General features: G+C 64.9%; 12 protein-coding genes. 5 read left to right on the top strand and 7 right to left on the bottom strand.

Features of this window, described 5'->3' with window-relative positions:
* The first annotated feature begins 40 nt into the window (after positions 1–40).
* A complete protein-coding gene (locus AB0L58_RS30895; RefSeq protein WP_364392113.1) occupies positions 41–1,510 on the top strand; it encodes a glutamate synthase subunit beta in 1,470 nt (489 codons plus the stop codon).
* Between the two features lie 394 nt (positions 1,511–1,904).
* On the top strand, positions 1,905–2,804 hold the full coding sequence (locus tag AB0L58_RS30890; RefSeq protein ID WP_364392111.1) for a cutinase family protein: 900 nt from the start codon (positions 1,905–1,907) through the stop codon (positions 2,802–2,804).
* Positions 2,805–3,403: 599 nt separating this feature from the next.
* On the opposite strand, the gene AB0L58_RS30885 is transcribed toward AB0L58_RS30890, so the two are convergent.
* The gene (locus tag AB0L58_RS30885; RefSeq protein ID WP_364392109.1) at positions 3,404–4,021 is read right to left on the bottom strand and encodes a histidine phosphatase family protein; all 618 of its coding nucleotides are present in this window, start codon (positions 4,019–4,021) and stop codon (positions 3,404–3,406) included.
* A gap of 77 nt (positions 4,022–4,098) precedes the next feature.
* Here AB0L58_RS30885 and AB0L58_RS30880 point away from each other — a divergent pair, with 77 nt between their 5' ends.
* Positions 4,099–4,677, top strand: coding sequence for a Uma2 family endonuclease (locus tag AB0L58_RS30880; RefSeq protein ID WP_364392106.1), 579 nt, complete (start codon positions 4,099–4,101; stop codon positions 4,675–4,677).
* Positions 4,678–4,693: 16 nt separating this feature from the next.
* Here the strand turns inward: AB0L58_RS30880 and AB0L58_RS30875 are convergent, their stop codons facing one another.
* Positions 4,694–5,401: a helix-turn-helix domain-containing protein gene (locus tag AB0L58_RS30875; protein ID WP_364392104.1), complete on the bottom strand. Its 708-nt coding sequence runs from the start codon at positions 5,399–5,401 to the stop codon at positions 4,694–4,696.
* 108 nt (positions 5,402–5,509) lie between these two features.
* Between AB0L58_RS30875 and AB0L58_RS30870 the strand changes: the two genes are divergently transcribed.
* Positions 5,510–7,033: an MFS transporter gene (locus AB0L58_RS30870; protein ID WP_364392101.1), complete on the top strand. Its 1,524-nt coding sequence runs from the start codon at positions 5,510–5,512 to the stop codon at positions 7,031–7,033.
* A gap of 56 nt (positions 7,034–7,089) precedes the next feature.
* Here the strand turns inward: AB0L58_RS30870 and AB0L58_RS30865 are convergent, their stop codons facing one another.
* Together AB0L58_RS30865 and lysX are read right to left on the bottom strand one after the other, a co-directional pair.
* Positions 7,090–7,317, bottom strand: a complete 228-nt coding sequence (locus AB0L58_RS30865) for a hypothetical protein (protein ID WP_364392098.1) — start codon at positions 7,315–7,317, stop codon at positions 7,090–7,092.
* 114 nt (positions 7,318–7,431) lie between these two features.
* Positions 7,432–10,791 (bottom strand): bifunctional lysylphosphatidylglycerol synthetase/lysine--tRNA ligase LysX, encoded by a 3,360-nt coding sequence (gene lysX, locus AB0L58_RS30860; RefSeq protein ID WP_364392321.1) that lies wholly within the window; start codon positions 10,789–10,791, stop codon positions 7,432–7,434.
* A 217-nt stretch (positions 10,792–11,008) separates the two neighbouring features.
* Between lysX and AB0L58_RS30855 the strand changes: the two genes are divergently transcribed.
* Positions 11,009–11,230 (top strand): RNA-binding S4 domain-containing protein, encoded by a 222-nt coding sequence (locus AB0L58_RS30855; RefSeq protein WP_364392095.1) that lies wholly within the window; start codon positions 11,009–11,011, stop codon positions 11,228–11,230.
* Positions 11,231–11,234: 4 nt separating this feature from the next.
* On the opposite strand, the gene rraA is transcribed toward AB0L58_RS30855, so the two are convergent.
* The 3 genes from rraA to AB0L58_RS30840 form a co-directional block, all read right to left on the bottom strand.
* The gene (gene rraA, locus AB0L58_RS30850) at positions 11,235–11,723 is read right to left on the bottom strand and encodes a ribonuclease E activity regulator RraA (RefSeq protein WP_364392092.1); all 489 of its coding nucleotides are present in this window, start codon (positions 11,721–11,723) and stop codon (positions 11,235–11,237) included.
* Positions 11,724–11,968: 245 nt separating this feature from the next.
* Entirely contained in the window at positions 11,969–12,334 is a 366-nt protein-coding gene (locus tag AB0L58_RS30845) for a DUF5313 family protein (protein WP_364392090.1), read from the bottom strand.
* A 63-nt stretch (positions 12,335–12,397) separates the two neighbouring features.
* Complete coding sequence (locus tag AB0L58_RS30840; RefSeq protein WP_364392087.1) at positions 12,398–12,778, bottom strand: DUF5313 family protein; 381 nt, start codon at positions 12,776–12,778, stop codon at positions 12,398–12,400.
* Between the last annotated feature and the right edge of the window lie 25 nt (positions 12,779–12,803).

Here is a 12,803-nt window from a genome sequence, read left to right as displayed (position 1 = left end):
ATGATGTCGACGAGGCGCTGTGACTATTCGGGGGCGGCACGTGGCTGACCCGCAAGGATTTCTGAAGCACACCAAACGGGAACTGCCGACGCGTCGTCCGGTTCCGCTGCGCCTGCTGGACTGGAAAGAGGTCTACGAGGGGGACTTCTCCCACCAGACCCTGCAGACCCAGGCCAGCCGGTGTATGGACTGCGGCATTCCGTTCTGTCACAACGGCTGTCCGCTGGGCAACCTCATCCCGGAGTGGAACGACCTGGTCTACAAGGGCCAGTGGCGTGAGGGCATCGACCGACTGCACGCGACCAACAACTTCCCGGAGTTCACCGGGCGGCTGTGCCCGGCGCCGTGCGAGGCGTCCTGTGTCCTCGGCATCAACCAGGATCCGGTGACGATCAAGCAGGTCGAGGTCGAGCTCATCGAGAACGCCTTCGACGAGGGCTGGGTGACTCCGGTCTACCCGACCCGCCTCACTGGCAAGAAGGTCGCCGTGGTCGGTTCCGGCCCGGCCGGTCTGGCCGCCGCACAGCAGCTGACCAGGGCCGGTCACACCGTGACCGTCTTCGAGCGCGCCGACCGCATCGGTGGCCTGCTGCGCTACGGCATTCCGGAATTCAAGATGGAGAAGCGCTTCATCGACCGCCGTCTCGCGCAGATGGAGGCCGAGGGCACCATCTTCAAGACCGGGGTGAACGTCGGTGTCGATATCACCGCCGCGCAGCTGCGCGAGCGGTTCGACGCGATCGTGCTGGCCGGTGGCGCCACCCTGGCGCGTGATCTGCCGATCCCGGGCCGGGATCTGGACGGCATCCACCAGGCGATGGAATTCCTGCCGTGGTCCAACCGGGTGCAGCTCGGCGACGACGTCACCGACGAGCACGGCCTGCCGCCGATCCACGCGAAGGACAAGAAGGTCGTGATCATCGGTGGCGGTGACACCGGCGCGGACTGCCTCGGCACCTCGCACCGCCAGGGCGCGGCCAGCATCCATCAGTTCGAGATCATGCCGCGGCCGCCGGAGGAGCGCGCCTCCTCCACCCCGTGGCCGACCTACCCGCTCATGTACCGGGTCTCCTCGGCGCACGAGGAGGGCGGCGAACGCGTGTTCTCGGTGAACACCGAGCGTTTCGTCGGCAAGGACGGCAAGGTCACCGCGCTCGAGGCGCACGAGGTCAAGATGGTCAACGGCCGCTTCGAGAAGGTCGAGGGCACCGACTTCACCCTCGAGGCCGATCTGGTGCTGCTCGCCATGGGCTTCACCGGACCCGAGAAGCCGGGCCTGCTCGAAGGTTTGGGCGTCGGCTACGACCAGCGCGGCAATGTCCAGCGCGATAAGAACTGGTCGACCAATATCCCCGGCGTCTTCGTCGCCGGTGATATGGGCCGCGGCCAGTCGCTGATCGTCTGGGCCATCGCCGAGGGCCGCGCCGCCGCCTCGGCGGTCGACAAGTTCCTCGAGGGTGAGACCGCGCTGCCCGCGCCGATCCCGCCGACGGCTGTCGCGCAACGATAGAACCTCTCTTACCGGAGCGGAAAAGGGCGCCTGTGGATTTCGGTCCACAGGCGCCCTTCTTTGGGTGTCGGCACTGCCGGGCATTTGCTCCATTTTTGTCTTCGATCTCGGCGAGGTGCGCGGAAGGCCGCTGAGCGGAACGATTTCGGCATCTGCGCCGACGGGAATCGGACACGGTCACGAGTTGGAATGGCGTTGGTTGTGGTGTTGCCTTATTGTGATCTGCGGCGTGGTGCGTGATCTTGGGATGTGGGTTGCGACGTGCATGTCATACCGATGGGTCAGTCCTGTTGACCCGATGTGCACTCGGCCGACATCCGCCGAGGTCAGCACGGTTAGCAAACAACTGTCGGAGCTTGCTCTCGCAAGGGGCGATGTTTTGAACTGGAGCAGTATGCGGTTGAAGAAGGTTGCCGCCGCCATCGGTGCGTGCGCGGCTGTTGCGTCCGGCGTGGTCCTTGGTAGCGGTTCGGTAACGGCCGATCCCGGCTGCCCGAGCCTGTATGTGGTGGCGGTGCCCGGCACCTGGGAGACCGGAAAGGATAAGACGCCGCAGCCCGGCATGCTGTCCGGTGTCACCAACAATCTGCCCCGGTCGGTGGATATCGATTACGTGACCTATGCCGCTACCGCGTTCCCTTGGGAAGGCGATGTCTACGGCGCGTCCAAGAAGGAAGCGACCGACCGTGCGCGCGGCCTGGCCACCGACATGGCACAGCGCTGCGGTGGCACCAAGATCGCGCTCCTCGGCTACAGCCAGGGTGCCGATGCGGCGGGTGACCTCGCCGCCGAGATAGGCACCGGCCTGAGCCCGATTCCGGCGGACCGGATCGCGGGTGTCGGCCTGATCTCCGATCCGCGCCGCTCGCCCACCGACATCCAGGTCGGACCGGTAGCGCCGGGCGCGGGCGCCGGTGGCGCTCGGGTCGGCGGCTTCGGCTGGCTCAGCGATCGCACCCGCACCATCTGCGCGCTCGACGATCTGTACTGCGCCACCGCCACCGATGACTTCGTGACCCGGTTCGCCGGTTTCCTCGCGCAGACCTCCGAGGCGAATCCGGCCAACCTCTGGCGCTACCAGCTCGAGGCGGGCGCCATCATGAACGACCTGATGAACTTCGGCGGCATCCCGACGCTGCAGTCGCAGCTCACCGAATCCGCCAACCAGCAGCGGGCGAAGGATCTGGAGCGGTTCTACAACTCGCACGCGCATACGCTCTACGGCAGCTACCCGGTGGGCGGCGGGCAGACCGCTATCTCCTGGATGCACAACTGGATTGCGGGCATGGCCTGATCCGAGACGCACAGACAAAAGCGCGGGCCACCCCCTCCATTCGGAAGGGGTGGCCCGCGCTTTTCCAAACGGCCTCGAACGGTTAGCCGGCCGAGCCCGTCGGTGGCAGGACCGGCGGCTGCCAGGGGCCACCCTGCCAACCACCCGGGCCACCCTGCCAATCGCCTGGGCCGTCGTGCCAATCGCCAGGACCGCGATGATCACCGTCATGGTTGCGCGGTCCATCCCAGTCGCCATGATCGTGGCGGTCGATATCGGCGCCTTGCAGCGGAATCTGGTCCGATACTTCCTGAGCAGTTGGCACGGACGAATCAGGCGCCGCAGCAGAGGCGGTGACCGCGAGCGCACTGAGCGGTAGTGCGACCAGGGCGCCCGCGATCGCAACGCGAGCGAAGCCACGCCTGAGGCTGGTCGATGTCTTGGGGAGCAAAACGGATTCCTTTCCTCGGACTTGTGAGTCGCCCGTGCTGGTTGCTTCGAGAGCGACCAGCCAGTAGTCGTTTCGGCGGCTCACCGCTCCAATACAAGGCTTCGTCACTGGGATTGCGGTGCGACTTGTCTGGCAGTCGACTGTGAATGCCCGAGTCTGTGGATAAGCATCAAGATTGCTGTGAAATATTGCGCGGCAACAGATCCCACACATGGCCGTTCTCGTTGATGGTCGCCGCGGTCCGGCGGCCGCTGCGGGAGAACAGAATTCGGGTGATCGAGCAATAGTCGATGGGGAAGGTCAGCGGCCGGGCCAGGCCGAGTACCTCCTGCAGGAGCACATTGATAACCCCACCGTGCGCGAAGACGACCACCGTATCGGCCGGATCGGTATGCGCGGCGATCGAGGTGACGGCATCGCGCACCCGGGTGATGAACCCGGGCGCGTCGATCTGTTCGGGCAGAAATCCGGATTTGATCCGCTCGTAGACGGCCGTGAATTCGGCCTTGGCATCCTCGATCGGAATGTAGGCGGGCAGGTCGCGATCGTATTCGGCCAGATCGTCGATCACATCCACCGGCAGCCCGAGCTTCGCCGCGGTCGACTCGGCCGTCTCCCGCGCCCGCCGCTGTGGACTGCTCACGATCCGGCTGATCCGATGCTGACCCAATGCCGCGGGTACTCGTTCGGCCTGCTCGACGCCGACCGGCGCCAATTCGGGATCGGCGGGTCCATCGGAGGTCGCCACCCGCACCGGCTGAGCATGACGAACGAGTATCAACTGCACCCCGCCCACTCTGCCGTATGGTCGGTGTTCATCGCACTAGGGGGAATCAGCGACGTGTGGGTGCCATACTCGAAATCATGACCGTCGAACCGTTTCCGCAGTGGCTGCGCCCACCACCGGGCGGTTTCGTCGCCGAGGATCTGGACCGCCTGCCCGACCTGCCCCCGCATACCGAGTTGATCGACGGGAGTCTTGTCTTCGTGAGCCCGCAGGCGAAGTTCCACATGTTGGTTATCACCCTGCTGGATTCAGCCCTGCGGCACTTAGCGCCCGCACATTTGCGGGCACGGCGGGAAATGACTGTCACGTTGGGCCGCGATCAGCGTCCGGAGCCGGACATCGTTGTCGTTCGTGCTGATCGCGATGGTGGCCCCGAACTGACGACATATCAGGCTGATGATGTGGTTCTGGCGGTGGAGGTTGTATCTGCCGAATCGCGTACTCGTGATCGGGAACGCAAACCCCAGCTGTACGCGCGGGCAGGCATCACGCACTTCTGGCGCGTCGAGAACGTCGACGGCCGCCCGGTGGTCTATGTCTACGAGCTCGACCCCGCAACAAAGGCGTACGCGCTCACCGGAATCCATCATGAGCGACTGAAGTCGAGCGTGCCGTTCGATATCGATATCGATCTCACCGACATCGATCGACTTTGACCACTCGACCTCGTGGTCAGGTCGTCGAAGTTCCCTTGCACTCCGCCGGGAGTTCGAAGAAGTCGATGAAGTGTTCGGCGGCAGGGAGGTCACCGGAGATCTTCGCCTCGCCGGTGGCCATAGTGTCGGCCAAGGGGTGGCCGTCGAAGACGATCGCGACGAAGGCTGGGACGGTGGTGTGGAAGGTCGTGGCGGCGCGGCCGGTGGCGCCGCGGCCGATGGTGAAGGTGCCGTCGGTGACCAGCGCGTGGAATTCGTCTGTGCCGGAATCGGATCCGGTGAAGTACAGGTCGTAGTCGGCGTGCACGCCTGCGGCGGATTCGGGCTTGAAGAAGGTCCGCAGGGTGACCACCAGTGAGTCGGTGGATACCTCGGAGCAGCGGTAGCTGTTGGGTGAGCGGGCGCCCCAGCGGTTGAGCGCGACGATCACGTCATCGAGTTCGCGGCCCCAATCGGTGAGGTCGTACACGGCGGCGCCGACCGGCGGCGGCAGTTTGCGCTTGTGCACGACGCCGATTTGGAGGAGTTCCTCGAGGCGCTGCGAGAGCACATTGGGACTGATGCCGGGCAATCCGGCGCGCAGATCGGTGAACCGCTTGGGGCCCAAGAGTAGTTCGCGCACCACGAGCAGGGTCCAGCGCTCGCCGACGAGGTCGAGCGCCCGCGCGGCGCCGCAGGCGTCGTGGTAGCTGCGCTTCGCGCGCTGCTCCGGGGCAACAGTCATGGGCTACAGCATATCAGTCGATACTTCAACTGAATTAATTAGTTGTCTTTTAGGACTAATCATTGCTAGCGTGCCACAGTAACGATCTTCGGGTGGAAGGCGTCTGTGGTGACGGAAGCAAAAGAACGACATAGACAGGTGGGGGACGCCCCGTCCGGTTCGGACAGCAAGCGCTGGCTCGCCCTCTATGTGTTGTGCGGCGGCATGCTGATGATCGTGCTCGATGCGACGATCGTGAATGTCGCACTCGCGGATATCCAGACCGACCTGGGCTTCACCGCATCGGGACTGGCCTGGGTGGTGAACGGATATCTGATCTCCTTCGGCGGCCTGCTCATGCTGGCCGGCCGTCTCGGTGACCTCATCGGTCGCCGCACCATGTTCCTGTCCGGCCTGGTGGTCTTCACCTTGGCCTCGGCGCTGTGTGGTGCGGCGGTCAACGAGGTGACCCTCATCGCGGCCCGCTTCCTGCAGGGCATCGGCGGTGCCATGACCTCGGCGGTCATCCTCGGCATGATCTTCGCGATGTTCCCGGACCCGCGCGAGCAGGCGAAGGCGATCGGTCGCTATGCCTTCGTCGCGTCGGCGGGTGGTGCGATCGGTCTGCTGCTCGGTGGTTTCCTGACCGCACTGGACTGGCGGCTGATCTTCCTGGTCAACCTGCCGATCGGTATTACCGTCGGCCTCGGTGCGCTGAAGATCCTGGACAAGGACAAGGGTGCCGGACTGAAAAACGGCGCGGATGTGCCTGGTGCCGTATTGATTACGGCGGCGCTGATGCTCGGCGTCTACACGATCGTCAAGCCCGCGGCCGAATACGGCTGGACCGATCCGGTCACGCTCGGGCTCGGCGCGGCCGCGCTGGTACTGCTCGCCGGATTCATCGCGCGGGAGGCGACGGCGCGCACCCCGCTGATGCCGTTGCAGATCTTCCGTTCACGGAATCTGTCCGGCGCCAATGTGATCCAGGTGCTGACCGTCGCAGGCATGTTCGGCATGTTCTTCATGGGTTCGCTGTATCTGAAGCAGGTGCTCGGTTATTCGCCGATCCAGCTCGGCACGGCATTCTTCCCGGTCGCGGCGATCATGGGTCTGCTGTCGGTGCGCTATTCCGAACATCTGGTGATGCGCTTCGGCGCGCGCAAGGTGCTGATTCCCGGGCTGCTGCTGATTCTCGTCGCACTGCTCTGGCTGACCCAGGCGCCGGTGGCTGGCAACTACTGGCTCCACATCTTCGGTCCGATGGTGCTGTTCGGCACCGGCGCGGGCCTGGCCTTCCCGGCGCTGATGAATCTGGCTATGTCGGGGGTCCAGCCGCAGGAGGCCGGGCTGGCCTCGGGTCTGGCCAACACCACCATGCAGGTCGGTGGCGCGCTCGGGCTCGCGGTACTCGCCACGCTGTCGGCGAGCAAGACCGAACATCTGCTGCAGGACGGTGTCGCCCCGAATGCGGCGCTCACCAGCGGATTCCACCTGGCGTTCTGGATCGGCGCCACACTGGTGGTAGCCGCGCTCCTCGCAGCGGTGGTGGTGCTGAAGTCGGTACCGCCGCAGCCGCACGGGCCGCAGGACGAGTTCGACGACGAACTGTTGCTCGAGGCCGAGGTGGCATCCGAACGCACCGCCATCTAGTTCGGAAAACCGAAACGGCCCGGCCCGCCATAGGCGAGCCGGGCCGTTTCTCGGGTTTACTGCTGCTTCTTGCGCTGGGTCAGCAGGTAGATGCCGCCGACGATCAGGGCGACGACGACCAGGCAGCACAGGCCACCGATCAGCAGGCCGCTGCTGCTCTTCTTCTTTTTCTTGGCTGCGTATTCCATCGTCGATGCCAACGTGTCCGAGCTGGTCCAGGTATCCGCGCTCGCCCACACCTGCGGGTCCAGCAGAGCGGTATTGGTCAGCAGGTCAAGGTACATATGCATCCCCAGTGTCGAAGGTAACGGCCTCCTCCCGGGGCCGAAACATCAAGGCTACCGGGCGATTACCGTATGGGAAACTTTCTCCGGTTGCAATATTTCATAATGAGATCCTCAGCGCGGCTTCACCAATGGGAAGGGCAGCGTCTCGCGAATGCTGCGGCCGGTGATCAACATGACGATGCGGTCGACGCCCATCCCCAATCCGCCGGTCGGCGGCATCGCATGCTCGAGCGCCTGCAGGAAGTCCTCGTCGAGTTCCATGGCCTCCGGATCGCCGTTGGCCGCCAACATCGATTGCTCGGTGAGCCTGCGGCGCTGTTCGATCGGATCGGTGAGTTCGCTGTAGGCCGTACCCAATTCGACGCCCCAGGCGACCAGATCCCAGCGCTCGGTCACGCCGGGAATGCTGCGATGCGCGCGGGTCAGCGGGGAGACCGAGGTGGGGAAGTCGATGTAGAAAGTCGGCTTCTCCGTACGGGATTCGACCAGATGCTCATACATTTCCTGCACGACCTGTCCGGCATCCCAACCGTGCTGATAGGGCACCTCGACTTTGTCGCAGAGTTCGCGCAGCTCTTCGAGTGTGGTCTGTGGGCTGATCGCGGTGCCGAGTGTCTCCGATACCGCGCCGTGCACGGTCTTCACCGCCCACTCCCCGGAGATGTCGACCTCTTCGAAGGAGCCGTCCGGCTTGGGGCGCAGCGCCACCATCGAACCGTTGGCGGCTTGGGCGGCGTTCTGGATCAGCTGGCGGGCCAGGCGCATCATCCGCTCGTAGTCGGCATGTGCCTCATAGGCTTCCAGGCTGGTGAACTCCGGATTGTGGCTGAAGTCCACACCCTCGTTGCGGAAGTTGCGTCCGATTTCGAAGACCTTCTCCATGCCGCCTACGCATAGCCGCTTGAGATACAGTTCGGGCGCGATCCGCAGATACAGGTCCAGGTCGTAGGCATTGATATGGGTCAGGAACGGTGTCGCGTTGGCACCGCCGTGCACCTTCTGCAGGATCGGAGTCTCTACCTCGAGATATCCCCAGGCGTTCAACGAATCCCGCAGCGAGCGCACTACCGCGGTGCGCTTGCTCAGCACCTCGCGGACCTCCGGATTGATCGCCATATCGACGTAGCGCTGGCGCACCCTGGCCTCGGGGTCGGCCAGGCCCCGCCACTTATCCGGCAGCGGATGCAGGCATTTGCCGATCATCCGCCAGTCCGCGGCCAGCAGTGAAAGTTCGCCGCGCCGGCTGTGTCCGATCTGGCCGCTGACCTCGATGAGGTCACCGAGGTCGAAGAATTCGCCGAATTCGGCACTGCGTTCGGCACCGACCCGATCGCGGTCGATGACCAGCTGGATATCGTCGGTCCAGTCCCGGACTACCGCGAAGATCACACCGCCGTAATCGCGGATGCGCAACAGCCGGCCGCAGATCCGCACTGTGGTGCCGCGCGGTGAACGACGCGCCGCCGCGACGGTATGGGTCGGGGCATAGGCGACCGGATAGGCATCGATGCCGGCGGTCGCGAGCCGGTCGAGTTTGTCCATGCGCACTCGCACCTGCTCCGGGCGGCGCGGAAGCTGTTCCACCCCGACGTTATCCGGCAGGTCCGGCGGACTGCCGTCGGCATGCAGTCCGGTGATGCCCGCGGGTACCGCACTGTGCAGACCGGTGTGGGTGATGGTTTCGGGCTCCTTGCCGAAGCGCGGTAGGAAGCCCTCGGCGAGCGCACTGGCCATGGCCACCCGAGGCAGTTGCCTGCGCTCCTCGAACAAGAAGAACCGAGGCACCCAGTACGGCTGATACTTCACATTCGACCGGTACAGCGCCTCCAGCTGCCACCACCGCGAAAAGAACAGCAGCACACCGCGCCACAGCCGCAGCACAGGTCCGGCGCCGATGCGTCCGCCCTCTTCGAATACCGAGCGGAATACCGCGAAGTTCAGCGAAACCTTGGTAATGCCATGCTGTTCGGAGGTCAGCGCGAGCTGGGAGATCATCAGCTCCATGACACCGTTGGGACCGTGTGGATCTCGGCGCATCAGCTCGAGTGACGCACCGGTGCGACCCCACGGCACCAGCGACAGCATGCCGAGCACGCGCTCCTCGGGTTGGGATGAGCCGTGCCCGTTGACGTTGGCCGGCTGACGGGCGGGCTGCACCGCTTCGACCAGCAGGCAGTCACCGTCCAGCGGATCGCCGAGGCGGCCGAGCGCCATGGAGAAGCCGCGCTCGGCTTCGGTATCGCGCCAGGCATCCGCACGGGCGATCACCCGCTGGAATTCCTCGGCAGGGATATCGCGATGGCGGCGGATGCGCACAGTGATCCCGTGCTTGCGCAACCGGTTCGCGGCCTGGCGGACCTGCTTCATCTCCGGGCCCGCGAGCGAGAAGGACCTGGTGTCGAGAATCGCCTCATCACCGAGGCGCAGCGCCGAAAGTCCGGCCCGTCGATACGCCGTGGCGCCGACTTCGCTGGCGCCCATGACCGCCGGGGCCCACCCGAATTGGTCGGCTAGCCGCAGCCATGCATCGATCGCCTGCGGCCAGGCCTCCCGAATGCCGATCGGATCGCCACTGGCGAGACAGACACCCAATTCGACGCGATAGGTGAGCGCCGCCTTGCCGCTCGGCGCGAACACCACGGCCTTATCGCGCCGAGTCGCGAAGTAGCCCAGCGAATCCTCGACATCCGAGCGCTCCAGCAGACCGCGGATCGCGGATTCGTCGGTGCCGGTCATCGCATTGCCCGCCCGTTGCGAGCGCAGCAGGATGATCACCGCGGCCAGCAGGGCGATGGCGCCGAAGAGGCCGAGCAGGAAGTTGACGAACGGGCGCGGATGACCGTCGAAGTGTTCGTTGTCCACCAGCACCGCGGCAGTCACCCGATAGACCGACCACAGCGGCCGCTGCACGCCACGCGGCAGCGAACCGGGGAGCAGCTCCACCAGACCCCAGCCGAGGAGACAGCCGACCGCGAGGCCACCGGCCAGTACACCCAACGCCTTCCAGCCCGCGCCCGGACGCACCTTGGTGTAGAACTCCCGCCAGGACGCGAGCAGCACGCCGATCGCGGCGATCTGCACCACCGCAGCAACCAGCGCGTGCATATTGCCCTCGTCGGCGAATTCGAGCACATTCGCCAGCGCATAGAGCGCGATATAGCCGACCAACAACCACCAGGCGATCCGTTTGCGGCTGGCCGTGGCTCCCGCGAGTAGACCGACCACCAACGCCCATACGAGGCTGGTATCCGGTGCGTCGAAGTAGTACAGGTCGATGTAGCGACGCGGTACATGCGTCAGATATCGCAGTCCGGGCGAGAGGCTCCACAGGAAGCAGAGCACGGCGAACACACCAAGGATCAACCCCGAGATATGCGGGACCTCACGCAGTCGTCCATGGCCGCGATGCGGAACCGGAGGTGCCGATCTTTCCGAGGGTGGTTCGGTGTCGATGTGTTGCCCGGCGTGCATGGTTGTCACAGCACCAGTGTGTACGGTGCCGCGGTGGTCGTGCTCGAAGACCACCTGGGCATGTCGGTGTTTAATTCGCGACACTCTCGGGGCCTTCCCTGGTTGCGCGGTGCGCCTCCGGGCGCATCGCCGGTACCGGCGCGTCATCCATGCGTGTCGGCCGTTCGGGCGGGGGCTGGATTTCCGGTTCGACGGCAACGGAGTAAGGATGTATCCCATGTCCGATGCAGTCGATGTGCCGATCGATGACGACGTCATTCGACTCGGTCAGTTCCTCAAGCTGGCCAATCTGATCGATTCCGGATCGGAGGCCAAGACCGTGATCGCCGCGGGTCTGGTACGGGTGAACGAGGAGGTGGAACTGCGTCGCGGACGGCAACTGCACGTCGGCGACATTGTGGCCATCGCCGGTCACAAGGCCAGGGTGGCTGCGGCCTAGTCGCTCAGGCTTCGGCACGGACCACGATGCCGTCGTGGTCGCTGTAGAGCATTTCGCCCGGCACGAAGGTGATACCGCCGAATTCGACCGGGATATCGCGGTCGCCGGTGCCGGTCTGGGCGCTCTTGCGCGGGTTGGTGCCCAGCGCCTTGATGCCGATATCGAGCGTGCGCAGGATGGCCGAGTCGCGCACCGCACCGTTGACGATGACGCCGGACCAGCCGTTCGCAACACCGCGTCCGGCGATGATGTCGCCGACCAGTGCGGTGTGCACACTCGCGCCACCGTCGACGACGAGCACGCCGCCGTTGCCCGGCTCGCCGAGCGTTTGCTTGACCAGCAGGTTGTCCTGGAAGCAGCGGATCGTGGTGATCCGCCCGGAGAACGTCGCGCGCCCGCCGAACTGGACGAACTGCGTGTCGCAGCTACGGATTTCGGGGCCGATCTCGTCGGCGAGGTCCGCGGTGGCAATGGTGTTCTGCGATTCGGTCACGGTGTCATCTTGCAGCGCCTTCGACGCTGCGTGTTCGCGGCCCCCCTCTGTCTCGCGCCGACCCTTTCGAGCGACCTGCAAGCATTCCCAGCGGCGCCGTCGAGACTCGCGCCTGCGGCGCATGCGCTTCGACAGCTCGGACGCGAGACGGGCCGCGAACGTCACTCGTAAGACTCGCTCCGTGGTGGTCAAGCGAGTGCCGATAGTTAGCGCTGAGCAAGGGAACGCCGTGCAATGCGGCGTTGCTAGCGGTGTCCGTAGTGCATCTCGTATTTGATCCGCTCGGTTTCGCGCATCTTGTTGTGGTTGATCCATTCCTGATCGATGCCGTGCTGGGCCAGCCGGAACCGACGCCAGACGTAACTGAGCGACACCGTGAACAGGATCAGCGGCACGATCATCATGACGATCATGCCGATCTTCAACCCCATCGGGCCGGGGAACAGCATCCACAGCGCGAAGAACGGGATGAACGGTACGAGGAAGCGGACGAGATAGCGTTCCATGGCCCCGTGCCCGACGAGGTCGTGGATGACCCACTCGTGCAGCTCCTCGGGGAGCTCGCGGCCGAGATCGTATGCGATCCGCTGGCCTATCGTGGGGCGTTTCATATGTTCAGGCTATGCCCGTGAGATGCCTCACGGCCAGGTTCGGCGAATATTCGGCAGACGAAATCAGGCGCGACCGTGGCGGCGTTCATAGGCCAGCCGTTCGGCTTCGGCACGCTTCCTGGACGCGGAGTCGGCCAGTGCCGGATCGAGGCCGTGCTTGACCAGCCGCGCCCTGCGGTACACGTACATCAGCGCCGCGGTGAAATAGATCAGCGGCAGATACAGCAGGGCCATCATTGCCAGGCCCATCCATATCGGTCCGGGTACCAGCAGGAACAGGCTCAGTACCGGAATCATCGGAATGAGCAAGCGCAGCAGATAACGCCGTGCCGCACCGGGGCCGGTGAGATCGTCGAGCACCCATGCCGACATCGACTCCGGCAGCGTGCGCCCGCAGATGTAGGCGATGCGCTGCGGGAATGTCGGCGTCGTTCGGTCAGCCATAGTGCACAGCATCCTCCGGCCGGAC

The organism is Nocardia sp. NPDC052112 (genome assembly GCF_040680135.1).
GTDB lineage: Bacteria > Actinomycetota > Actinomycetes > Mycobacteriales > Mycobacteriaceae > Nocardia.
Note: the sequence above shows the minus strand (reverse complement) of the source record. Positions and strands in the feature narration are given on the sequence as shown.